This is a genomic window from Pseudarthrobacter sp. CCNWLW217, assembly GCF_037203985.1.
Lineage (GTDB): Bacteria > Actinomycetota > Actinomycetes > Actinomycetales > Micrococcaceae > Arthrobacter.
On record NZ_JBBCBT010000007.1, the window covers coordinates 103,647 to 127,366 of the forward strand.

Below are 23,720 nucleotides of genomic sequence, written 5' to 3' on the forward strand. Positions count from 1 at the left end.
CGCCGAAAGGGGGAAACGATGACCGGAAACCTCTACCGTGGCCAGGCTGGCCTGCCCTTTTCCTCCACCCTGCGCGTCTACGAACCCCTGGACGCCTTTCCCGAGGACCAGCGCGAGGCCATCCGGGCGGCTGGCGCCCGCACCGCCTCCCGCGCAGCGGTGGAAAACGCCGAGCTGCTCGCGTCCCTTGGCCGGATCACCCGGGCTGGCGGCGATCCTTTCCCCACTGGTCGCACCGACCTGGTCCGGGTCACCACAGCTCCCGGCGTGCCGCCGCCGGCATTGCCCGAAGATGCCCCGGCAACGGGAACGTCCGACGGCGGCGCTGGCGCTCAGTCAAGTGCGGGTGCGGACCCCGTGCTGCTCTACTGCCCCAGCCAGCTGGTGCTGCGGGCCGGCCTGGCAGCCAACGCCCTGATGGAAGGCATCCACGGCCCCCTCGCTGAAATGCTGATTCCGGAAGAACAGCGGGACAAGCACCAGGAACGCATCGACCTCGTCAAGGCCCGCGACGGATCCATCCGGGTCCATACCCGCGCTTCAACCTGGGGCATTCCGTTCAGCTGGTTCTCGCTGTTTATGGAAGGTGACCGCAAGGACGTCGTGGAGTCCGGCGGGCGGATCCTCACCGTCCGCGTCTGGGCCCCCATCACCGACGCCATGGAACGGGCACGCTACGCTGTGGCCAACCTTGCCTTGGCGGCCCCGGACCTGGACATGCTGGACGATCTCGCCCAGCTCACGGAGTGGCTTGAGCTGTTTCACGTCAATTCCATGGTGGAGCTGGATTACGGGGCCGTGGCGGACAAGGTGTATCCGGACGAGTCACCGATGGATATCAGGCTGGGAATCGAGTGCCTCGCCGAGGGTGACATGACCGGCGCAGCGGCAGCATACCGTCGGCTGGCGTCGCGGTGGATCCCCATCAGGCAGCTGGCCAGGGCTTCTTAGTCCCGCGGCGGCGCCGTGGTTCTCCGGATGATGAGTTCATGCGGTGCCACCGCGGAGCGCACTGCCCCCGTCACGCCGTCGAGTTCGTCCAGCAGCATTTTAGTGGCAAGCTCAGCCTGCTCGTCCGGGCGCTGGCCCACCGTGGTCAGGCCCATTGCGTCGGCGAAATCGTGGTTATCGATTCCCACGACGGAGAGCTCTTCAGGAACGCGGACCCCCAGCCGGGCCGCCTCGAAGATGACACCCATGGCCATTTCGTCCGAGGCGCAGAAGATGGCAGTGGGTTTGTCCCCAGGACGGGCCCATAGCCGGCGGAAAGCCTCCTGGCCGCTGCGGACGGTGAAGTCCCCCCATTCATCCCATTCGGGGCGGGTGGGCAGGCCGGCGCCCTGCATTACGTCCTTGAAAGCCAGGATGCGGACCCGGGGAACGTCGAAGTTCAGGTCGGTTTCGTCGTCGCCATGGACCAGGGCAATGTCGCGGTGCCCCAGGTCGATCAGGTGCCGGACGGCAGTGGAGGCGGCGGCGTAGTCATCAATGCCGATATAGGCGCATTCCTCAACGTGGCCGCCCACCACCACCAACGGGATGTCGATTTTTTGCAAATGGTCCAGTTCTTCATGGGTGAGGGCCATACACAGCACCAGCAGCGCATCGATCTGCTTGTAGACCATGGTCTTGCTGAAAAGCCGCTCCCGATTGCTGCCGTGGCCGCCCAGGTTGAAGAGGGAGAGGTTGTAATTGCGGGCGTGGAGTTCCCGGTCGGCGCCCTCAATGGCCTTGGAGAAGAACCACCTGCTCACGAAGGGCGCCAGCACCCCGATGGTCTTGGTGCGTCCGGTGGCGAGCCCGGATGCCGAAGATGAGGCCACGTAGCCGAGTTCGCCGGCCACCTCGAGGATCTTCTCGCGGGTGGCGGGTGACACCCGCGGCAGTCCACGCACCGCCCGTGAGACGGTGGCTGTGGACACTCCCGCTGCGGCTGCCACATCTTCAATGCTGACGCCACTGTGGCCGCCCCGTTGGGACCTTTCAGATGTGCGTGCCACGGTGTCCCCTCATGTACTCCCTGCAGGAGTACGCCCCTGCTCTAGTGCGATACCCCCACGCCATAGTATTTTGACCGCCGCCCTGCTTCGCAGTGTTACCTGCGCAAAAGGGACAGCCGGCCGCGGAATCACAGTGGGGCGTTACCTCCGGTCCGGCAGCTTCCTGCGGAGCCGCAGCATTCCGTAGATCGCCAGGAGTGTGGCCAGCAGGCCAAGTGCCCACCACAGTGCGGGTTGTCCGGTCACCTCCATCCAGACTGTGACCACTACCAGGACCACAGCCCAGAAACCCAGGAATCCGATGATGATGTCAAAATCCTCGCCGGAGCGTGCCAGCCGGCGTTCGTTTCCCGCCCCTTTGGACTTGCCGGGGCGGGAAACGCCTTCCGTCACTTGACTGCACCTGCCGTCAGGCCGGCAACGATCTTGCGCTGGAAGACCAACACCAGGATCACCAAGGGAATGGTGACGATGGTGCCGGCAGCCATGATGGCCGTGTACGGAATCTGGTTCGGCTGGGCGCCGGCGAAGCTCGCGATCGCGACGGTCACGGGCTGCGTGGCATCGCTGGAGAGCTGGCTGGCAATCAGGAATTCATTCCAGGAGGAGATGAACGCCAGGATGGCCGTAGTGAAGATCGCCGGGGCCGCCAAGGGCATGATGACCTTGCGGAAAGCCTGCCCCTGCGTGCACCCGTCCACACGTGCTGATTCTTCCAACTCCCACGGCATTTCGCGGAAGAAGGACGTCAGTGTGTAGACGGTCAGCGGCAGCACGAACGAGATGCTCGGAATGATCAGTGCCTGGTACGTGCCCATCCAGCCGATGTTGGTAAAGAGCTGGAAGAGCGGGGTGATGAGGGCTACGCCCGGGAACATGGACGCCCCGAGGATGAAGCCCAGCACCAGGAACTTGAACCGGAAGGTCAGTCGCGCCAAGGCGTACGCGGCGAACACACCAATGAGCAGCGAAACGGCAGTAACAACCACGCCAATGAAAATACTGTTCAGGAGTGCCTGGCCGAAGCGGTTGCCGAACGAGGTATCGAACGCCGTGACAAAGTTGTCCAGCGTCACGTGCGTGGGCAGGATCGAGGTGTCGTAGGTGAAGCCCACCTCGCGGAATGCCACCACCACCATCCAGTAGGCAGGCGCGAGGCACCAGATCAGGATGACCGCGGCACTGATGTACGTACGGCCCTGTGCCCATTTCTCGCGGTTCTGGGCCGTCTTTCGCCCCTTATCCTGCCGCGCGCGCAGGTCCGTGGCCGCTGTTGACGTGGTCATTTCTTTCCCTTACCTGTGGCGCCGCTTTGCTCCACAACGTTCGCTCCAAGGAAGCGGACGAAGATGAAAGCGACCAAGAAGATGATGATGAACGTAATGGTGGACAGTGCTGCCGCCGCGTTGAACCCTTGCCTGACCTGGTTGATCACCAGGATGGACAACGTGGTGGTGTTGTTTGCACCCTGCGTCAGGATGTACGGAAGGTCGAACATACGCAGTGCATCCAGCGTGCGGAACAGGATTGCCACCATCAGCGCCGGCTTGACCAGCGGTAGAGTAATCATCCTGAACCGCTGCCATGCCGTGGCACCATCCACCTTCGCGGCTTCGTAAACCTCAGCCGGAATCATCTGCAGGCCAGCCAGGATGAGCAGCGCCATGAACGGCGTGGTCTTCCACGTATCGGCGATGATGACCGCCCACTTGGCTGGCCATTCACTGCCTGTCCAGAGAATGCTGACGTTGAACAGCTTGTTGGCAATGCCTTGGAAATCGAAGATGAAGAGCCACAGCTGAGCCGTGACGGCCGTGGGGATGGCCCACGGGACCAACACGGCGGCCCGGACCAGGCTGCGTCCCTTGAAGGTGCGGGCCATGATCATGGCCATCCAGAAGCCCAGGATGGTCTCGAACGTCACCGTGATGACAGTGAAGAGGAAGGTGGTGGCTGTAGCGTTCCAGAACTGGCCGCCCAGGGTGCCGGGAGGGCAAGCAACTGTGCCGCCGCCGGGGGCGGCACACTGCTGGCCGAGCCAGTTCACGTAGTTCTGGATGCCGGCCGGGCCGCCGGCGGTAAAAAGGCCGGTGGCCGGGTCAAGGCCGGCGTCCTTCTGGAAGGACATAACGACGGCGCTGATGATCGGGTAAATGATAACGATGCCCAGCGCAATGATGGTGGGGGCGAGCAACCAGGAGGCCCATTTGCCCTGGCTCAGTATCTTATTGTCCTCCCCCACACCCTTCGGCGCGTGGTGGACCGGGGTCCCGCCCGACGCCGGCTTTGTTGCCGGCGTCGGGCCCAATTCGGTTGCCATGGCTAAGCTACGATCCTGCGCCGGCGGACTCGATGGACTTCTGCATATCGGAGAGAGCCTGCTCTACGGACTTCTCACCCTTGAGTGCGGAGTACGAGTTTTCCTGGATCGCCTGGGTGACGGCCGGGTAGAACGGCGTAACGGGACGCGGAACGGCGTTCTCGATGGACGTCTTCAGCACCGGCAGGTACGGCAGCTTGGTCACAAGCTCCTGGTCCTCGTAAAGGTCGCCAAGCACCGGAGCCAGCGAACCCTGCGTGGCGAAGAACTTCTGCTGTTCCTCTTCAACCAGGAACTTCACGAAGTCCAGGGCAGTGGCCTTGTTCTTCGAGTACACGCTGACGGCAGCGCTGTGGCCGCCCAGTGACGAGGCGCCCGGGCCATCCTTGCCCGGCAGGGCAGTCATGCCCAGGACGTCCTTGACCTTGGAGGAGCCTTCAGTGGTGGCCAGGTTGTAAACGTAGGGCCAGTTGCGCAGGAAGAGCAGGTTGCCGTCCTGGAATGCACGGCGGCTTTCCTCTTCCTGGTACGTGATGGCTTCAGCCGGGATATTGCCGTCCGCGAAAGCCTTGACCAGGTTCTCCAGGCCTGCCTTGGCGTCTGCCGTGTTCAAGCTGGGCTTTCCGTCCTTGTCCAGGACTGAGCCACCAAAGGAGTTGATGGCCTCGGAAGCGTTGACCGTGAGGCCCTCATACTGCTTGAACTGGCCGGAGTAGCAGCCGATGTTGTTGGCCTTGGCGATGGAGCACATCTCCATCATTTCGTCCCACGTCTTAGGCGGCGTGGGGACGAGGTCCTTGCGGTAGTAGAGGATGCCACCGTCAGAAGAAACCGGGGCAGCATACAGCGTGCCCTTGTAGGAACCAGCTTCGATGGTGGGCTCAAGCATGCCGGCCGTATCCACAGCCATCTTGTCCTTGAGCGGCTGTAGCCAGCCCTTGGCGGCGAATTCCGCGGTCCACACGACGTCGACACTTGCGACGTCGTAGTTGGGGTCCTTGGCCTGGTAGTGCTGGACCAGGTCATCGTGCTGCTGGTCGGCCTGGTCGGTCTGCTCCTTGAACGTGACCTTCTCGTCGGGGTGGGCAGCGTTCCATTTTTCGATCAGCGGACGGACAACGTTGCTGTTGTCCTTGCCCTGTACGTAGGTAATGGGGCCGCGACCGTCGAGGTTGGCTTCGGCGTCGGTTCCGCCGCCGCCTGTGGTGCCCCCGCCGCCACCGCCGGCGCAGGCGGAGAGCGTCAGGGCCAAAATGCCGGCAGTTGCTGCCGGGAGTAAGAATTTACGGGTTTTCATGCTTGAGGCTCCTCGCTGAGTGACAAGTAAGTCGGCAGTGCGGTTGATGTGGTGACCATCACACTAGTAACGTTGCCGGAAGAAATGCAAGCGTTTACATCAAAAAGTTACCTGAGAGGAACCAAATGCACCACTCACCCGTTCCCACCCCCGCCTCAGGGGTAAAGTCATGGTGGGCAAGCGCCGTCGTCTATCAGGTCTATCCGCGCTCCTTCGCCGACGGCAATGGCGATGGAATGGGTGATCTCCGCGGAATTACAGCCCGTTTGCCCTACCTGCAACGGCTCGGAGTGGACGCAGTCTGGCTATCGCCGTTCTATAAATCACCGCAGGCGGACGGCGGATATGACGTTGCTGACTACCGGCAGGTTGACCCTCTTTTCGGAACGCTGGCCGATTTCGACGCTATGTTACGAATTGCTCACGACCTCGGCCTGAAGGTCATTGTTGACCTCGTGCCGAACCACACTTCGGACGAACATGTGTGGTTCCAGGAAGCCCTGGCTTCCCCTCCCGGCTCCCGCGAGCGGAACCGCTACATTTTCCGGGCCGGCAAAGACGAAGTGCCTGGTTCCGGTGACGGAAACCTTGCCCCCAACAACTGGCGGTCCATCTTCGGGGGCCCCGCCTGGAGCAGGATCGACGAAGCGGACGGCACTCCCGGCGAGTGGTACCTTCACCTTTTCGACACCAAACAGCCGGACCTGAACTGGGAGAATGCCGAGGTCCAGGAGGAAATGCGCTCCGTGATGCGCTTTTGGCTGGACCGGGGCGTGGACGGATTCCGTGTGGATGTTGCCCACGGCATGGTCAAGGAAGCCGGGCTGCCGGATTGGGACGGCGTGGCGGCAATGGTGGAAGGCACGGTAGAACCGGCGCCGGATTCCGGGCACACCCCGCCCGGCGATGCTCCCGGCGCTCATACCGACGCGCAGGAACCGCACCGCGCCGTATCGCCGGTGTACCCGCCGTCGCCGTTCTTTGACCAGGAGGGGGTGCACGACATTTACCGGGACTGGAACCGTGTGCTGGCCGCCTACGACGGCGATCGCATGATGGTGGCCGAAGCGTGGGTGGAACCCGCTGAACGGCTGGCCCGGTATGTCCGCAAGGACGAAATGCAGCAGGCGTTCAACTTCGATTTCCTCCTGGCCGGCTGGGACGCCGTGCGCATGGCGGAAGCCATTGAAGCCTCGCTCCTGGCCGCGGCTTCCGTCGAGGCACCATCCACGTGGGTCCTGAGCAACCACGACACCGTCCGCCACACCACGCGGTTCGGGCTCAAAGATCCCACCACCTTCCCCAAGGGCATCGGGGCCCGCGACGAACAGCCGGACGCTGCCCTGGGACTGCAGCGGGCGCGCGCCGCCACACTGGTCGCGTTGGCGCTGCCGGGCTCCGTTTACCTGTACCAGGGTGAGGAACTGGGACTTCCCGAGCACACCACCCTCCCGGACGAAGCCCGGCAGGATCCAACGTTCTTCCGCACTCAAGGCGCGGAGATCGGCCGTGACGGCTGCCGCGTGCCGCTTCCGTGGAAAGCGGATGAGCCGGGTTACGGTTTCGCCGAGGCGTACACCGCGGGCTTGGGGGGCACCCCAAACGCAACGCCCGACGCCGGCAGTGGCGGCCGCATGCCCGTAGCACCTTGGCTGCCCCAGCCGGAGTCATTCCGGGAGCTGGCCGCAGACCGGCAGGACGGCGTCGCGGGTTCCACGCTGGAGCTCTACCGTTCGGCGCTGGCGTTCCGGTCCGCCCAGGGGCTTGGATCCGGGTCCTTCCAGTGGGCGGACGTCCACCAGCCACAGGATGGCGTCCTGGCGTTCCACAATGGCGACGTGCTGGTTCTCTGCAACCTTGGGTCAGCCGCAGTTCCGGTACCCCCCGGGTTCACGGTGTCGCTGACAACGTCAACGCCAGCGGCTGGTTCTGTGCCAGAGGTCCCGCCGAACTGCAGCGTTTACCTGACCCGCTGAGTGTCAGCGGACGCGTTCGGCCCGGCCGAACCGCGTCCGCGCACCGGCGCCAATGTGAATCAGCACAGGGGTGGGTTTGCCAACCACCGCGTTCAGGGCCTCAACCAGGCTTGCCACTTCGGCAGCCAGTAGATGCGGGGCGACTCCCTGGCGCGGGAGGAGCCGGATCTTCAAAGCCGGGCTGCCGTTGACCGCGTAGGTTGCCACCGTGGCGCCCGCGAGGTCCGGCCGTTCAGCGAGGGCGTGTTTGAGCGCCTGCTCGGCCACCCCTCCCCCAATCCGCACGTCGCCGGCGACGTCTCCGGCGTCGTCGTCTGAAACCAGCAAATTGGTGCGTCCTTTGCCCTGTTGGGCCACCCAGGCCACCATCAGTCCGATCAGCAACAAGGTCACCAGGACCAGCACGATCCAGAGCCAACTCTCGGGCCGGCCGGGAAACCGGGTGTTGTTGAAAGCCTGGTTTACTCCCTGCCAGGCGTCCGCCGACCACGATTGCCACCACGAGGCGACGGCCGGAACGGTGGCCAGCAGGACCAGGAAGAGGCCAACAACGAACAGCTTGATACCCAAGATCCCCACCAGGATCCTGTTAAGCAGTACAGGGGTGCTCGTCACGCGCCAATCACCCCTGCCGAGGACAGGTTGACCCGGACCTCGGGAACCGGAACCAGCGCCATCTCGCCAAGTTCGAACTGCACGGCCTCAAGGACTGCCGCCTCATCCACCGGCACCCCGGACGTGGGGCGGACATTCACCATGATCTGGCGCCGGGACACCACCACCATCACCTGTTCCGGTGTGACGTTGGCGGCGAGCCGGGCACGGCGGGCCAGTGCGGATGCTATGACTTCATCGTCCACCACCACCGCAGGACTGCTCCAGTCAGCCCCCTGGCCATTGAGCACATGCCGGGCACGGCGGCCGGGAAGGACAGCGTTCAAAAGGAAAAACAGGCCAATCATTGCAAGCACGGCACCCAGGGCGCCGAGCAGCAACGGCGAAATTCCGGAAGGCAATGCCACGATGCGTTCCGCCGCCCTCTGCGGTTCGATCAGCCAGGCAGGCTGGCCAATCGCGTGGACCGCTGATTCCAGGAGGCAATAAGCGCACAGGACCACAACGAGCACTGCTACGAGCGTTGCCACCACAGCGCGGGAGGAGTGGGTCTCCCGGTAGAGGATTCTCTGCTTGTCCGGTTGGCTCATTTCACCCGCCCGCCTTCACTGATCCGGACCCCGCTGATCCGGATATCCACGCGGCTCAGCCGGGCGCCGCTCAGTGCCGTCACAGTTGCCAGGATCCGAGCCTTCGCGGCGACGGTCCGGTCCCAGATCGACCCGCCGAAGGCTGGCACCTTACCGGCGTCGGCAGCAACTGCCTTCAGCGGCGGAACGTTGATGGGCGCCACGAGGGACAACGCCAGCAGACCGTCGTCGTCGGACCAGTCCGCACGGACGTCCTGGGCAGGCACGCCCAGTGCTTCTGCTGCGGCGGCCTTCGCCAGGCTGGTCAGGGCCTGCGTGCTGATGCGGTTGTGGCCGGCAAATACCTGGCCTCGAAGGGCCGGTGCGGGCGAACTCATGACGAGGAGCGCCGGCCGATGATGGCATCCAGGACGCCGCGCAGGTCCAGTTTTCCTTCCGCAGCGCGGCCCAGCAGGGCTCCGATACCCATAAACAGCAGTGACACCAGGAAGCCCCACAGCCCGAACTGGAAGGACATAAACGCCACGAAAGCGCCCACACCGATTCCCACAACGGTCAGATTCACAGGAGGGCCTCTCTTTCTGCGGTGGCCGGACCTGACGATTTCACAGGCGGGGCCACATAGACATCGGTGATTTCGACGTTCACTTCAATGACCTGCAGCCCGACCAGGTCTTCGACTGCCCGGTACACGGAGGACCGGACCTGGTCAGCCAGTGAATGGAGGGGCGTGCCGTAGGTTGCCACGAGGCTGATGTCCACCGCCACCTGGGTCTCGCCGACCTCGGCGTGCACTCCGGCAGCGTGGTCTGAACTGCCGACGGCGTCCCGGATGGCGCCGAGGGCGCGCGATGGAACGGAACCGAGCGAATAGACCCCCGGGACAGCACGGGCGGCGATGCCGGCAACTTTCGCAACGGCAGTTTCAGAAATGACGGTCCGGCCGTGGCCGGGCACCAAACTTCCGGCGCTATGGTTTTGGACGCCCGCATCGGGTTGTGGGTTCTGGTATTCCATCAGGCACTCCCCCTTCTGTTGTTCCCAACCCTATCCCCTGCCTGCGCCTTAACGGCAGGAGGCGGGGACGCCCGGCCATGCCGGACATCCCCGCCTCCATCTGCGGAAGGTTTTGGATCAGCTTCCGCTAGGCGCGGGTCACTTGTAGTGGCCCTCTCCGCCGACGCGGAGGTTGGTGGGCAGGTAGCCGAACGGGCCGAGGCCATTCTGGCCGAAGCTGCGGTCCACCTGGGAGATGCCGTTCTGGAAGTTGATCTTCACCGTCGGCGACAAGGATCCGCCGCGGACGCCGTTGACGTTGTCGATGAAGGACTGCACCAGGCCACCGGGCTGCACGTAGTGCGAGTAGGCCTGGAACTGGCGGCCGTTCTGGAGCGGGTTGGGACCTTCCGGAGCGTTGGCCGGCATGTTCAGGTCCGTCGGGGAACCCAGGGCCAGGGCGCTGTTGTTCATCGGCTGGTAGTCGGAACGGACGCCGTCGCCCACGAAGCCGTAGACGCCGTCGGGGCCGCGCATGCCTGCCGCGTAGGTGAACTGGTGGCTGATGGTGAACAGGTAGTACTTGTTCTTGCCGTTTTCGTTCTGGATGAAGATCTGCGGGCGCTCAGTCTGGTCGTTGACGCAGTTGGCGGACAGGATCGGGGGCAGGAAGGACCATTTTGTCAGGTCCTTGTTGTCCGCGACGGCCAGGCCCACGTTGGCGGTCTGGTAGTAGGCTCCGGAGCTGTTCACTTCATTCAGGTTCTCAGCGTGCGGGTCACCTGGCTGGTAGCCGAGGTCCTCCTCCTCGCAGCGGTACTCGCCACGGGTGCCGCCGGTGTTGCCTTCGAAGACCATAAAGGTCTTGCCGGGGTGCGCCGGGTCAGCGAAGGTGTACGGATCGCGGAAGGCGAAGCCCGGGTTCTGTTCCTTCGTCTGGTACATCTTGCCCTCGGGTTCCAGCAGCTTGGTGTGCTCGAAGCCGTCGAAGGTGACGCCGTTCTCATCTGCATGGATCTTGCCCAGTGCCTTGGCAATGGCCGCATCCGGGGCGATTCCACCGCCGCCCGCATTCCGCTCAGCCACGTCGTAGAAGGTGGTGGCCGTGTAGAACACGTTGACCTGGTTGCCCTGCATCAGGCGGGTGGAGCCGGACCACTCAGTGTTGCCGATTGAGGCACCGTCGGCGAAGACGTGGCCGCCGTAGTTCCACTTGTCCTTGGCCGGATCGGCGTTGGTCTTGCGGAAGAAGTAACCGATCCGGGCGTTCCAGTGGCGCTGGTCGAAGCCGTACCCGGCGTGGCGGTCGGCCACGAGGGAGAAGATGACGTCCCAGCCCTTGTAGCTGATCTGGTTCGCGTTTTCGTCCGTGAGGGACCAGGTGTCCCAGACCCAGACGTCGTCATTCATGGTGGGGAAATCCTCGGGGATTTCCGGCATGGTGACATCCGGGCTCATGGAGTTTTCACCGGGAGCGACCGTGGAGTCGCTCTGCGCCATGATCTGCTTGGCATCCGCGCGGGTCCACTTGGACGTGAAGTCCGACGCCGGGTCGTGGGCCTGCTGGCTGTGCTTGGTGGGCAGGGGGAAGCCCGGGGTCGGGGCTGGCATCTGCTCGGCTGCCGGCGGATCCGCCGGCTCGTTGGCCTGTGCTGACGGGATGGCCAGGAAGGCCGAGGCCGCAACAGCTGCCGCCAGTGCTGCGGCAGCGGGACGCCACCGCAGCATCCGGGGAGTTTGGGGGTGCTTGTGCATTTTTGCTCTTCTCGCGGAGTTGAAACTATTCGTGGAAGACGGGCGTATGCCCTGGTGCCTCGAATAATCCGGCGAGCCCAACAACACCGCAGCGTCATCGAGGACGCCGTTGTATCGAGGGGTAACGGGACTTGGGTGGGGCCCCGTAAGTAGCGCAGGACAAATCGTTATTTTCCTGAGCTGCTTCTACGCTAGGCAGCCCCGGGAGGGCTTTTCAAACCGTGTTTCATCACCCAAATGCCACATGTCAGACATCTCATGCAAGCGCTTACATCTATCAAACCGCGCGCGTGCCATAACGGTTTGGCCGAGTCAAATGTTTCGTCAGAAATAGTCAACCGTGGGAAATGTCACGCCGCGGCCACCCCAGGTTCACTCAAAGTTCCGAGTGTGGCCGGGTGGCGTGCGCGTCAGGGGAAAAGCGGGCGCGGGCCGCTGAAGATCCCTTCCATCCGCCAGGCATCCAACTGCCGAAGGCGGACCGCTCCCTCGGCGGACAGGCGCACGGCGGTCCCGCCGAGCGTCGGATACACCCGGGCGGTCAAAGGTTTGCCATTCGCGAAGATCTCCACGGCCGAGCGATCCACCAGGACGCGGAGCCGGAGCCTTCCACCGGGCAGGGTTACCGGACCGGACTTTTCCTCACCGTCCACCGACAGGTCCAGGCTGCTGCGGGAGCGGTCCAAGGCCAGGAACGAATCCCCACTGATCCCGGCATGGCGCCGGATTTCGATAACCGTTTCCTCGGTCCCGGCACCACCGGGACAGGCAGCCGAGCCCAGTATCCCGAGCCGGAAAACGCTCCCCGTTTCCACGTCAAGGTCAAGCTCCAGGTCCAGTTGGTTCCCGCCAACCCCGGCCAGGACCTCGCTGCCGGCCACCTCCCTCGGACCGATCCGCACGTGGTCCCGCCGAAGTGACTCGATCTCCGCCACAGGCGCAAACGCCAGTTCCCCTTGGGCGTCCAAAGTGGCGACCCGCGGCAGGCTCATCACGCCGGACCAGCCCGCCTCCACCATGGCCCCATCCGTCCGGCCCTCCTGCAGCCACCCGAACATCACGCGGCGGCCCCTATCGTCAGCGAACGACTGGGGGGCGTAGAAGTACCGGCCGCCATAATCCAGCCGGCGCAGCTGCCAGGGGCTGTACGAGTCTCCCGCGTAGCGTCCGGTCCAGTACAGCGGGTGCCGCGTGTCGCCGTCGTCCCATGCGGAAAAGACGAGTACGTCAGGTCCTGCATTCCCCTCCACCAGCGGCCCTGCAGCATCTCCAAGCACCCCGGGACCCGCGCGGAACAGGTCCACGCATTCCCACATCGTGCCTTCCCAGTCCGTTGCCGCGGGGTCGCCGGCGGAGGCGTCGCCGATGAACAGCGGCCCAATGTAGTTCCAGCTCCGGAGGTCATGGGACTCATAGAGGAAGGCCGTCCCGCCCCGGCCGCGGATGCCCGAGCCCACCAGCTGGCGCCAGCCGGAGCCTTCACGCCACACGCAATGGTCCCGGTACGCGGTGATGTCCACTCCGGTGGGAGCGCCGGAAATCACCGGGTTTTCCGGGGCTTTGGTCCAGCTGAGCAGGTCAGGTGAGCCGACGGCCACACAGGGAAGTTCACGTTCGCCCAGGCGGCCTGAATACACCAGGGTGGGCGTGCCGCCGTCGTTCACGAGCACCCCGGACCAGCAGCCGTCAGCGTCCGGCCCATCGGAGGGTTCCAGGGCCACCGGTTTGTCCGTCCAGTTGACCAGGTCCGGACTGGTGGCATGGCCCCAGAGGATGCGATGGTGGAAGGCGCCCTCGGGGTTGTATTGGTAGAAGAGGTGGTAGGTGCCGTTCCATTGGCTCACCCCGTTGGGATCGTTGAGCCAGCCCGCCGGCGAAACAAAGTGGAAGCGGGGCCTGTGCGGATCCGCCTCGGCTCGTGCCACGAGTTCGTCCTGCGGCACGATGGCAAGGGGGTGGGACAGGCCGGTCATGCGGAAACCACTTCATCCAGGGGTTCGGTTGCCAGGGCGTGGCCCGCTGCGGCGGCCGTCGGCCGGTACAGGTGGCATCGGACCCAATGCCGATTGGCGGGATCGCCCACCTGGTGCCGCACCGGCGCGGAGGCTGAACACCGCTGCTGCGGGTCGCCGTCGTACTCGCACGACGCCGGTTCCATCACCGCCGCCCGAAGCGCCGCCCTTGCGGATGGATCGTAGGATCCGGTGCGGGCAGGGTCCGGAACTGCCGATACCAGCAGCCGGGTGTAGGGGTGGGCCGGATTCGCCAGCAAATCCAGGGACTCGCCTTCCTCCACCAGTTCACCGGCAAACATCACGGCGATGCGGTCCGCGAGATATCGCGCGGAGGCGAGGTCGTGGGTGATGTACAGCATGGAGATGCCCTGCCGGTCACGGAGTCCGCGCAGCAGGTTGAGGATGCCGATCCGGACCGAGACGTCCAGCATAGAGGTGGGCTCGTCGGCGAGGATTACGTCGGGTTCGACCGCCAGTGCCCGGGCGATGGCCACCCTCTGGCGCTGGCCGCCGGAGAGTTCGTGCGGGTAGGAATTGAGCATGTCCGGCGTAAGCCCCACCGTGGTCATCAGCTCCTCCAACCGGGTCTGGAGCCCCGCGGGCGTCCCGGCCTTACGGTGAAGGGTCAAGGAACGTGTGAGGAAATGTTCGATCCGGTGGACAGGGTTGAGCGAACCGAACGGATCCTGGAACACCATTTGTACCCGTGACCGGTACTCCTTGGACACCTGGAACCGATCCCGCTTTAGGACGTCCGTTCCGTCCAGCAGGACCTGCCCGGCACTCGGCTTTTCCAGCCGCGCAATGCACCGGGCGAGGGTACTCTTTCCTGAGCCTGACTCCCCCACAAGGGCCACGATTTCGCCCCTCCCGATGCTGAGGTCCACCCCGCCGAGGGCACGCACCGTGGCACGGGAGAACAAGCCTCCGCTGTGGAAATCCTTGGACAGGCCTCTTACCTCAAGGGCTGGGACCTCCGGGGCTGGTGTGTCACTGTGCTTGCTCACGGGTGTGCTCCTTCGAGGGCAGGCTGGTTCTGGGCAATCTGGTCCGGGGAAACCGGGGCCACGAAATGTCCCGGCGCCTCTTCCTGGAGGTCTGCGATGTTGCTGAACTTCACGCCGTCGGCCAGGCCGGTCAGCGGTACCCGCGGACCTGTCAGGGGTGGGAAAGCTCCCATGAGGGCTTGGGTGTACGGGTGGCGCGGGGCCGAGTGGATGTCCTTGGCCTTGGCCGTTTCCACGATCCTGCCTCCGTACATCACCGCCATCCGGTGCGATAGCTCCACCATGAGGGACATGTCGTGCGTAATGAACAGGACGGAGAAACCCAACTGGTGCTGCAGGTCCTTGATCTGGGCCATGATCTCCTGCTGCACCACTACGTCCAGGGCCGTGGTGGGCTCGTCAAGGATCAGGAGCGAGGGCTTCAGCGCCACAGCCATCGCGATGACCGCGCGCTGGCGCATCCCGCCCGAAAGCTGGTGCGGGTACGCCTTCAGCCGTGCCGGGTCGATCCGGACCAGTTCAAGGAGTTCGGCAGCCCTCCGCAGGGACTCCTGACGCGAATAGCCAGCGTGGGTAGTGTAGATATCCACGATCTGGTCGCCGATAGTCATCACCGGGTTCAGCGAGTTCATCGCCGACTGGAAAACCATGGCCACGTCCTGCCAGCGGAAACGACGCAACTCCTCCTTGCCCATGGCCAGTACGTCCCTGCCGCCAAAGCGGATGCTTCCGCCTGCGATCTCCGCGGGGTCGCGCAGCAGCCGCATGATGGTGTTGGCGATGGTGGACTTGCCGCAGCCGGATTCGCCGGCCAGGCCGAAGATTTCGCCGGCGCCAATGCTGAAGGAGACGCGGTCGACGGCGGTAATGGACCTGGTGTCGCTGCGGTACTTAACGGTGAGGTCCTTGATTTCCAGGACGGGCAGGGACGAGCCAAGGGAGGTCTGGGAAACGGTCATTCCGCTGCTCGCTTTCCGGTGGGGAGGGGCTTGGTTTTCTTGATTTTCCGCAAGCGGGGATTGGTAACCTCGTCCACCGCGTAATTAATCAGCGCCAGCGAGAACGCCACCAGGGCGATGCACAGGCCCGATGGGACAAAAACCCACCAGCTGCCCGTCAGCAGGGCCCCTTCATTTCCCGCCCAGTAGAGGTTGTTTCCCCAGGAGACAGTGCTGACGTCACCCAGCCCGAGGAATTCGAGGCCGGCCTGCGCGCCGATGCCGTAGATGATGCACGCCAGGAGTGTGCCCATCACGATCGAGGCCATGTTGGGCAGGATCTCTCCGAACATGATCCGCAGCGGCCGCTCACCCGTGACCACAGCCGCCGCCACGAAGTCCTTGGACCGGATGGACAGCGCCTGCGAACGCAACACCCGGGCGGAGCCGGCCCAGCCGGTGACCACCAGGACCAGGATGACGGTGCCAAGCCCGGGGGGAAGGAACGCGGCCAGGATCACCAGCAATGGCAGGCCTGGCAGCAGGAGGAAGACGTTGGTGGTCAGGGACAGGGCTTCGTCGATGAACTTGCCGAAGTACGCCGAAGCGAGACCCACCAGGATGCCGATAAACGTGGAGGCGAACCCCACTGTCAGGCCCACAAAAAGGGAACTGCGGGCACCGTGGATAGTGAGTGCCAGGACGTCCTGGCCCTTCGCAGTGGTCCCGAGCCAGAACTCAGCGTCCGGTTCCTGGGACGCCATTCCGGTGATCTTGGAGGGGTTATCCGGGTAAAGCACCGGTGCCAGGAGCGCCAGGGCGATGAACACCAGCAGGATGGCAGCGCCGGTCATGGCCTTTTTGTTGGTCAGCAGGCCGTGGAGCAGGCCCTGGTTGGGCCTGCGGGCCGAGCCACCGGACGGAAGTCCGGTGCCGCCGTCGGGCATTTTGCCGGTCAGCGGATCCGCCGCGCGGGTCTCGCCCGGCAGGCTGGAAGCGGTGTTTGCGGTGGAAGTGGTCATGATCAGTCCTAGTTGCTGCGCACGCGCGGGTCGAGGCGGACGTAGAGGATGTCCACCAGGAAATTGGCCAGCAGCACGGCGGCCGTGATGGTCAGGAACAGGCCCTGCATGAGCGGATAGTCCAGGCCCTGTACGGCGGCCAGCAGCTGGTAGCCGACGCCGGGGTAGGCGAACACCACCTCTGTCAGGAGTGCCCCGCCCACTACGAAGCCCAGGCTCATGCCAAAGGCTGTAACGGATGGCAGCATGGCGTTGCGGGCGGCGTAGCGGAACATGATCCGGCCCGGACGCAGGCCCTTCGCCTCGGCCATGGTGATGTAGTCTTCCGCGTTGGTGGCGATCATGGTGTTGCGCATGCCCAGCATCCAGCCGCCAAGGGAGACCAGCACAATGGTGAGGGCCGGAAGCACCAGGTGCATGCCGACGTCGGACACAAACTCCCAGCTGAAGCCAGGGGTGATGGTGTCGCTGAAGGCGTGCCGGATCGGGAACCAGCCCAGCGTGACGCCGAAAAGGTAGAGGGCGCCCATGGCGAGCCAGAAGTAGGGGAAGGAGCCGATGAAGATCAGCAGCGGCGGAAGTGCCGAGTCAACAGCGCCCCCGCGCCGCCACGCTGCCAGGATTCCCAGCAGGTTACCCACGACGGCGGCAATCACCAGCGCGGTTCCGCCCAGCAGGAGCGTCCAGCCCACCTGTGAGCCGATCACCTCGGTGACAGGGGCCGGGAAGCGGGAGATGGAAACCCCCATCTGTCCGGTCAGCATGTTCTGGAGGTAGCCGATGTACTGCTCCCAGAGCGGCCGGTCGTCCACGCCGAGCAGCTTTCGCAGCTGCTCGATCTGTTCAGGCTGCATCCGGTCCTGGGTCCGGGCGAACATCCGGGAGACGGGATCGCCGGGCATAAAGCGCGGGAGCAGGAAATTCAGGGTGATGGACACCCAGAAGGCAATCAGGTAGAAACCCAGGCGGCGCAGGATAAAGCGCACGGTTTCCCTCCATTCGGGAATTGCGGAAAGTTTGATGGCGGGCCCGCGCTGCTGCGTTGATAGGAGCAGCGCGGGCCGCTTGGAGGTACGCGGTTTAGTACGCGCTTACTTGCGCGGTTCCAGCGAGGTCAGGACCAGGACCGTGGTAGGTGAACGTTCCGAGAGCGTCGCGTACGGGTTGTCCTCCGTGGGCCAGCCCGTGAAACGGGTGTCGTTGAAGGCGCCCCAGACCGGTCCGGAAAACAGTGGCACCAAGGGCGCGGCGTCGTTGTACTCCTCCTGGAGTTTGACGGCAATGTCCTTCTGCTTGGACTCGTCGGCCTCCGCCGCGAACTCGGCGAGCAGCGCGTCTGCCTCGGCGTCCCCGAAGCGGTGGTAGTTGTCGAAGGTTTTGGTCCCCACCGGCTTGACCGTTGCGGTGCCCATGGAGGTGTTGAAGTACTTGTAAGGGCTGGGATCGTTGGCGCTCCACACGATGCCCGAGTCGAAGTCCCCCGTCTCATAGCTGGCTACCACCGCGGCCCAGTCCGGGGAATCAACCTTGGCCGTCACGCCGATCTCAGCCAGGTTCTGGGAAATGACGTTGGCCACCGACAGCCAGTCGGACGAGGAAGCTCCTACGGAGATCTTGAACTCGAAAGGCTTGCCGTCTTTCAGCGTGCGTTTGCCGTCGGCTCCCTTGGCGTAGCCGGCTTTGTCCAGCAGCGCGTTGGCAGCGTCCACGTCCAGTTTGGTCCAGGTGCAGCTGTCCTTGACGTCGGCGCTCTTCCACTTTTCATAGTTGCCGGAAAGACCCGTGCAGTCGGCCGGTTTGGCGTAGCCGCTCATGCCGATCTTGGTCACCTGGTCGCGGTCCACGGCCATGCTGAGTGCCTTGCGGACGTCAACGTCGTTGAAGGGTGCCTTGGCGGTATTCAGCTGCCAGTTGATCATCGCGCCCGTGGCCGGGAACCAGTACTGGCGGTGTTCGGGGTCCTTCGAAACGAAAGTCTTCTCGATGTTGGGCATGTACTGCGGGGCCCAGTCCACGTCGCCGTTCGCGGCGGCGAGGTTGGCGCCGTCGTTCCCCGCGAAGGCGAGCATCTTGATGCCGGCGATTTTCTGCTTTTCCGGCTGCCAGTAGTTGGGGTTCTTCTTCAGCACGAAGGACTGGGCCTGGAAGCTGTCCACCTCCGTGTAGGGGCCGGTGCCGACCGGTTTGGCGTTGGCGTCCTTCTCCGGATCGGCCAGCGCGGACCAGATGTGCTTGGGCAGGATAGTGAGCTGGCCCAGGTCGTAGAGGGCCGGTGACCACGGTTTGCTGAAGTTGAACTTCACCTTGTTGGTGCCCTCGGGGGCCACGTTTTCGAGGTAGTCGTAGCCGCCCTTGATCTTCTTTTGGAGTTCGAAGGTGTAAGCGATGTCCTCGGCCACCAGCGGCTGCCCGTCGGACCACTTCACACCGTCGCGCAGTGTGAAGGTGATGGACTTGCCGTCCTCTGCTGCTTGCCACTCCGTGGCGAGCCACGGAGTGGTTTCGCCATTGGCCGGGTTGAAGACCAGCAGGGACTCGTAGATCGACTGCTGCACCATGGGGTTCAACGTGGGTGCGAACGGGTTGAAGTTCTGGACGAACGTGCCCATGTCCTCACGCGGGATCGTGAGTAGTGCGCTCTCTGACGAGCCGCCGCTGGCGCCTGTACTGCCCTGGTTGGCCGAGCAGCCCGTGAGCAGGAGGGCACCTATTGCCAGGGTGGCCGCCGTGATCCGGGCAGGCCGGAAGAATCGCTGTTGTGTCATGATGGAGTTCTCTTTCCTCTCTTCATCGCTGAAGGTGAAGGTGTGGTTGGGGTTTGCTGTTCAGTAGTTGATTTGCCGTCAGACTGAATAGCGTTCTAGCAGCGGACAGTCGACCATTTGCTGATGTGCAGTGATCGGCTGTCCGGCTGTAAGGCTTGCGAGTGTCTGGACACCCAGCGCACCCATCTCCTCGAAGGGCAACGCAACCGTGGTCAGTTTTGGCCTAAGGTAGGCCGCAATGAGTTCCTGGTTGTCGAAGCCGATCACGGCGATGTCTTGGGGGATGGCGAGCCCGCGCTCCTTAATGGCGTCATAGGCGCCCATGGCCATCCGGTCGTTGAGGCAGAACAGGGCAGTTGGCCTGCCTGCCCCCGCTTCAAATTTGTCAAGGATTTCGCAGGCGGCCTCGTAGCCGCCATCTGCCGTCGCGTGGCCCGACACGATGAGTTCAGGATCGAGTTCCAAGCCTGCTTCGGCGAGTGCTTCGCGGCAACCCTCCAAGCGCCCGACAGCGGCGGGGATGTCAGGATCCAGGTTGATGACGCCGATCCGGGAGTGTCCGGCCCGGAGCAAACGTTCGACGGCGACGCGGCCGCCGGCGCGTTCGTCCGGGACGATCGAGGGCAGCTTCCCATCCGCGTCGAAGCAGTTGATGAGGACGGTGGGCACCTCGTGGGCGCTTTGGGGAACGTGCACGGCCCTGTGGTAGGTAGCCGCGTAGAGAAGCCCTTCCACTCTTTGTTCCAGCAGCTTTTCAACGGCGGCATCTTCCATGCCCTGGTTGGGTCCTACGGCATCGGCCTGGTCGGAGGGGGCGATGAGCAGGAACCTGCGGTCCAGCCAGGCCTGGTCCTGAGCGCCCTTGATGATGTCGACGGCGAAGGGTGCCGTGACGATCTCAGTCACCAGTCCGTACCAATCACTCCGCTGCGAAGCCAGGGCCCGCGCGCCGGCGTTGGGCCGGTAGCCCAATGTCTGGACTGCTTCGAGGATGCGGAGCTTGGTGTCTTCGGAGATGCTGGAGTTTTCCCGGTTGCTGAGGACGAAGGAAACGGCGGTTCGGGACACTCCGGCGGCCTTGGCGACGTCCGCCATGGTGACACCGCGGTTGATGGGGACCGCCGTCGTCGTTCGCGTGGCTGCGCCTGCCTCCGCAGCGGGTGCGGGTGGGGTGCTGTTCGCCATTGAATGCTCCGGAATTTCTGTCTGGGGCCGGTCCAGTGACCGGCAACTTGAGTTACTAACGCGCGTTACTTGCGCCGTGTGATTTAGGTTACGCGCGTTAGTTGGGTCATGTCAACGGCTAATTTTGGCCACTCCCCTCGAGACGGACAAATCCCCTTGAAACTCCAGGGGGAATTGTCCAAGCGTCGGGGAGAAGCTGCGGGGAGCGAGTACTCAGGGCCGTGGCGCCACCAAGGAGCGCAGCCGTTAAAGAAGAAAAGCACCAGTTCCGAAGAACTGATGCTTCCCAGTGGTGGCTCCGACCGGCGTCGATCCGGTGACCTTTCGATTTTCAGTCGAACGCTGATGCGCTCTACTTTCCGGCCCGGCAAGGCGCCACGATGGCAATACCAGAGGCATACCAGAGGTTCCCTCCGCGAACCTCTCTATTTCAGGAGCCCATCAAGTCCTGCGGCAGCGTTGAAGAAGTCGTCATCGAAGAGCTCCCCATATGTGTTGAGCGTGGTCGTACCGTCCTTGTGACCAGCGATGCGCTGAACATGCTTCACGTTCTTGGTAACTGACAAATATAGACTGACTGCCGTATGCCGGAGGTCATGGAACACCGGCGGCCGGAAGTCCATGTCTCCGTACGCCAGGGCAATACCTGTAGAACGCAGCAGCAGACCGCGCTGGTCATCCGCAACGCCACTCTGGTCAGCAAGGGCTCGCCAGGTATCCGGACCGATCGATCCAGGATCCGGCAATCCACAGTCGTACTGGAAGCCAGTCAGGGCCGCGAGGGTAAGGTCGCCAAATACTGCCAGTCCCCGTCTCGTTTCCGTCAGGTTCAGGGCCGACTGCACCCTGGCGACGCTGGCCGAGGCCAATTGCCTTGCCGGCTCGTAGTACCTCCTGGTGAAGTTCGAGTTCCGCATAGGCAGGCCCTGCGCCGATGAAAACAGTAATGATCCTGCCGGCTTACCCTCCACCAACGGAAGGAGATGCATGGCCAGCGAAGCTGGGAGCGGCACCTCGCGGGCCGCATGGCCCTTCGTTTCCCCGAGGACCAGCTGGCCATTGACCTCAGAAAATGCCTTGGACACAGACACGCAAGGCCGGGGGCCCAAATCGAGATCGGCCATAGTCAGGGCGGTGACTTCTCCCCATCTCAGCCCCGTTAGTCCCGTGAACCGGACGAGGAGTTCATAACGGCCGCAGCACAGAGCGAGCCGCTCGAGCTGCGGCCGCGTAAGGTAGACCGACTCGCGCCCCGTGCCGACGTGCGGTACGTAGTCCCTCCCGCCTGAGGCATTTTTGGCTGGATTCGCCCCAAGGACTCGTAGTCCGACTGCATAATCCAGCATTCGTGAGAACTGCTTGGATGCCCGGGCTCTTGTGTCATCGCTGGCGTTGGTGCCATCGACACCCTTCATGGTTTGCGTCCAGTGGGCGATGCCGGCATAGGTCACGCTGCTCAGCGGGTATTCGCCCCACTGTGGACCTATCATCCGTGAGTACAGCCACTCGTATCCCTGAACAGTTTTGGGCGTGGCGGGCCGCCTACCGGAAGCGCCTGCTGACTTGATGCGGGCGATCCATGCTTCGTGAAGCTTGGTTACAGTCATTGCGGCCGCAGATCGAGGGTCGACGTAGCTTCCGGCTCTTAAGGACTTTGTCTGTTCGTCAAGGAATTTGGAGGCTTCTTCCTTGGTTGCGAAGCGGCGGGTCATCCATTTCCCTTGCGGGTCTTGATACCCGGCTTCCCAGCGGCGCGTCTTCAGCCGTGATACCACTGGCTCCTCCAAGCGCAAATCTCGCGCACGTATCGCCTGCCGAGCTGCGAACTCCTTGGCCCGCGCCTGGGTGTCGTACTCGTTCCGGAGCCTCTTACCCGAGACAGCCGAATACGACACACCCCAATCCAACCTGCGGACACCCATTTGTTCACCGGCCTCGGTCGTCTCGGCGTCGCTGGAATTCTCGCAGGATGTCTTCGGCCTTTTCCTCATCAGTCATGCCGCTGGGGAAGGGGATAGCAGGCAGTGGGCCATAGTCATCAGAGAAACTCTCGCCCTGTGAGGCAGCCCAAACAAATCGTTCATCTATCCCATACTTGTCTGCAATTTCGCGCTGGGTCATACCAGCCCGCCTGTGTTTGCTGATCCCCGGGAATAACGGATCCGTGTAGAGAACTCCAAGCGGGGTAAGCGCGCCGGAGGCACGCCCCTGTTCGCCAGGGGTCAATAGGGCCCGCCGCCTTGCTTCCTTGATTCGTTGCGCCATGACAGAGGGCGACATATCCACCAGTCCAGCGAGCGTTGCCGTGGCGCGGCTGTTTCCCAGCCGAATCTGCTCAGCATACTTTGCAGCCAAGGCAGCATACTCGACGTTGGTCCGTCGAGCAGTCTTGTCCCGCCATGTTTCAAAGCGCTCCTGTATGAACGCGGAATTCGTGGCGAGTTTGGCGAGCTGCTCGTCCTCCGCGCGGAGCCTGCCTCGCGCCCGGCCCACAGCGGCTTCGACGTAGGAACGAACTTCTGCACTGTTCACGTCGGGAAGGGTCCGCACCTCCCCTGCCGGCGATGCCACGACTTCTGCAATCGACCAGGAATCCGGCGTGAAATCGATCCTAAGCCCGATCGCCCAGCCCCCGGTTACGGCGTACGCGAGAAGGGCAAAGTCTTCGTAGAACCGCTCCTGCGGAGGATATCCAAAGCGCCTTCCGTGGGCAGCCACACCTTCAGTGAGCTTACGGAGAGTGGGGCTGGCGTCTTCTGACTTCATAGCCACACTGTATCGGTTCATAGTTTCAAGCTCCGATTCATAGTTGACAACTTTGAGTATAGCCCATACCTTAGGCATATTCAATTCAAAGCTTTGAACTTTGAACATCCCTGCATACTAGGAGGCGAAATGGCAAAACCCCAATCCGCGCCGGCCCCCGCCGCGCCGGAGTCGGAGGTCTCGCGATCCCCTTACCTGACGCGCCAAGAAGCTGCGCGACACCTGAACGTACCGCCCAGTTGGCTCGCGAATAACGCGAAGCGTGGGCCCCGGTTCATCAAGGTGGGCGGCTTGGTCCGATACACAGTCGAAGCGCTGGATGCTTACATGTCAGCCAATGAGTGCCGGCGATAGCAAGGCGTTACTCACCAGCGACTTCTGGCGCCAATTTGGCGTTGCGAATCAGTTGCGTGGATGCAAGGGCTTCATAGTTCGGCAGCACATGAACGCATGTACGTTGCCTTGGGCGGACC

22 protein-coding genes are annotated in these 23,720 nt (G+C 63.5%); 2 read left to right on the plus strand and 20 right to left on the minus strand.

Annotated elements, in window-relative coordinates; all coding sequences use genetic code 11:
- Positions 1-18: 18 nt before the first annotated feature.
- Entirely contained in the window at positions 19-951 is a 933-nt protein-coding gene (locus V9L18_RS10115) for a hypothetical protein (RefSeq protein ID WP_337347124.1), read from the plus strand.
- Here V9L18_RS10115 and V9L18_RS10120 read toward each other — a convergent pair.
- The 5 genes from V9L18_RS10120 to V9L18_RS10140 all read right to left on the minus strand — a co-directional run bounded on the left by V9L18_RS10120 (position 948) and on the right by V9L18_RS10140 (position 5,617).
- Positions 948-2,000, minus strand: a complete 1,053-nt coding sequence (locus V9L18_RS10120; protein WP_337347032.1) for a LacI family DNA-binding transcriptional regulator — start codon at positions 1,998-2,000, stop codon at positions 948-950. The genes V9L18_RS10115 and V9L18_RS10120 overlap by 4 nt on opposite strands.
- 141 nt (positions 2,001-2,141) lie before the next feature.
- Positions 2,142-2,393 (minus strand): hypothetical protein, encoded by a 252-nt coding sequence (locus V9L18_RS10125; RefSeq protein WP_337347033.1) that lies wholly within the window; start codon positions 2,391-2,393, stop codon positions 2,142-2,144.
- Positions 2,390-3,286, minus strand: a complete 897-nt coding sequence (locus tag V9L18_RS10130; protein WP_337347034.1) for a carbohydrate ABC transporter permease — start codon at positions 3,284-3,286, stop codon at positions 2,390-2,392. Before V9L18_RS10130 ends, V9L18_RS10125 begins: the two co-directional genes overlap by 4 nt.
- Positions 3,283-4,320: a carbohydrate ABC transporter permease gene (locus V9L18_RS10135; protein ID WP_337347035.1), complete on the minus strand. Its 1,038-nt coding sequence runs from the start codon at positions 4,318-4,320 to the stop codon at positions 3,283-3,285. The genes V9L18_RS10130 and V9L18_RS10135 overlap by 4 nt, the downstream gene beginning before the upstream one ends.
- Positions 4,321-4,327: 7 nt before the next feature.
- Positions 4,328-5,617 carry an ABC transporter substrate-binding protein gene (locus V9L18_RS10140; RefSeq protein ID WP_337347036.1) on the minus strand — a complete coding sequence of 430 codons (1,290 nt, stop codon included), beginning with the start codon at positions 5,615-5,617 and terminating at the stop codon, positions 4,328-4,330.
- Positions 5,618-5,742: 125 nt separating this feature from the next.
- Here V9L18_RS10140 and V9L18_RS10145 point away from each other — a divergent pair, with 125 nt between their 5' ends.
- Positions 5,743-7,593 carry a glycoside hydrolase family 13 protein gene (locus V9L18_RS10145; RefSeq protein WP_337347037.1) on the plus strand — a complete coding sequence of 617 codons (1,851 nt, stop codon included), beginning with the start codon at positions 5,743-5,745 and terminating at the stop codon, positions 7,591-7,593.
- A gap of 3 nt (positions 7,594-7,596) precedes the next feature.
- Here V9L18_RS10145 and V9L18_RS10150 read toward each other — a convergent pair whose 3' ends face one another.
- The 15 genes from V9L18_RS10150 to V9L18_RS10220 form a co-directional block, all read right to left on the minus strand.
- Positions 7,597-8,208, minus strand: coding sequence for a hypothetical protein (locus V9L18_RS10150; protein WP_337347038.1), 612 nt, complete (start codon positions 8,206-8,208; stop codon positions 7,597-7,599).
- A complete protein-coding gene (locus V9L18_RS10155) occupies positions 8,205-8,798 on the minus strand; it encodes a DUF6286 domain-containing protein (RefSeq protein WP_337347039.1) in 594 nt (197 codons plus the stop codon). The genes V9L18_RS10150 and V9L18_RS10155 overlap by 4 nt, the downstream gene beginning before the upstream one ends.
- The gene (locus V9L18_RS10160; protein ID WP_337347040.1) at positions 8,795-9,175 is read right to left on the minus strand and encodes a hypothetical protein; all 381 of its coding nucleotides are present in this window, start codon (positions 9,173-9,175) and stop codon (positions 8,795-8,797) included. The genes V9L18_RS10155 and V9L18_RS10160 overlap by 4 nt, the downstream gene beginning before the upstream one ends.
- Positions 9,172-9,363 (minus strand): hypothetical protein, encoded by a 192-nt coding sequence (locus tag V9L18_RS10165; protein WP_337347041.1) that lies wholly within the window; start codon positions 9,361-9,363, stop codon positions 9,172-9,174. Before V9L18_RS10165 ends, V9L18_RS10160 begins: the two co-directional genes overlap by 4 nt.
- Positions 9,360-9,815: an Asp23/Gls24 family envelope stress response protein gene (locus V9L18_RS10170; RefSeq protein ID WP_337347042.1), complete on the minus strand. Its 456-nt coding sequence runs from the start codon at positions 9,813-9,815 to the stop codon at positions 9,360-9,362. The genes V9L18_RS10165 and V9L18_RS10170 overlap by 4 nt, the downstream gene beginning before the upstream one ends.
- A 138-nt stretch (positions 9,816-9,953) precedes the next feature.
- Positions 9,954-11,549 (minus strand): glycoside hydrolase family 68 protein, encoded by a 1,596-nt coding sequence (locus tag V9L18_RS10175; protein WP_337347043.1) that lies wholly within the window; start codon positions 11,547-11,549, stop codon positions 9,954-9,956.
- 410 nt (positions 11,550-11,959) lie between these two features.
- The gene (locus tag V9L18_RS10180; RefSeq protein WP_337347044.1) at positions 11,960-13,522 is read right to left on the minus strand and encodes a glycoside hydrolase family 32 protein; all 1,563 of its coding nucleotides are present in this window, start codon (positions 13,520-13,522) and stop codon (positions 11,960-11,962) included.
- The gene (locus tag V9L18_RS10185; protein ID WP_337347045.1) at positions 13,519-14,571 is read right to left on the minus strand and encodes an ABC transporter ATP-binding protein; all 1,053 of its coding nucleotides are present in this window, start codon (positions 14,569-14,571) and stop codon (positions 13,519-13,521) included. Before V9L18_RS10185 ends, V9L18_RS10180 begins: the two co-directional genes overlap by 4 nt.
- Positions 14,568-15,530 carry an ABC transporter ATP-binding protein gene (locus tag V9L18_RS10190; RefSeq protein ID WP_337347046.1) on the minus strand — a complete coding sequence of 321 codons (963 nt, stop codon included), beginning with the start codon at positions 15,528-15,530 and terminating at the stop codon, positions 14,568-14,570. The genes V9L18_RS10185 and V9L18_RS10190 overlap by 4 nt, the downstream gene beginning before the upstream one ends.
- Positions 15,527-16,456 carry an ABC transporter permease gene (locus tag V9L18_RS10195; RefSeq protein ID WP_337347125.1) on the minus strand — a complete coding sequence of 310 codons (930 nt, stop codon included), beginning with the start codon at positions 16,454-16,456 and terminating at the stop codon, positions 15,527-15,529. Before V9L18_RS10195 ends, V9L18_RS10190 begins: the two co-directional genes overlap by 4 nt.
- An 83-nt stretch (positions 16,457-16,539) precedes the next feature.
- Positions 16,540-17,517 (minus strand): ABC transporter permease, encoded by a 978-nt coding sequence (locus V9L18_RS10200; RefSeq protein WP_337347047.1) that lies wholly within the window; start codon positions 17,515-17,517, stop codon positions 16,540-16,542.
- Between the two features lie 105 nt (positions 17,518-17,622).
- Positions 17,623-19,296, minus strand: a complete 1,674-nt coding sequence (locus V9L18_RS10205) for an ABC transporter substrate-binding protein (protein WP_337347048.1) — start codon at positions 19,294-19,296, stop codon at positions 17,623-17,625.
- Positions 19,297-19,374: 78 nt separating this feature from the next.
- On the minus strand, positions 19,375-20,391 hold the full coding sequence (locus V9L18_RS10210) for a LacI family DNA-binding transcriptional regulator (RefSeq protein ID WP_337347126.1): 1,017 nt from the start codon (positions 20,389-20,391) through the stop codon (positions 19,375-19,377).
- A gap of 515 nt (positions 20,392-20,906) precedes the next feature.
- On the minus strand, positions 20,907-22,193 hold the full coding sequence (locus V9L18_RS10215; RefSeq protein ID WP_337347049.1) for a site-specific integrase: 1,287 nt from the start codon (positions 22,191-22,193) through the stop codon (positions 20,907-20,909).
- A gap of 214 nt (positions 22,194-22,407) precedes the next feature.
- Positions 22,408-23,355: a hypothetical protein gene (locus V9L18_RS10220; RefSeq protein WP_337347050.1), complete on the minus strand. Its 948-nt coding sequence runs from the start codon at positions 23,353-23,355 to the stop codon at positions 22,408-22,410.
- Positions 23,356-23,720 lie beyond the last annotated feature (365 nt).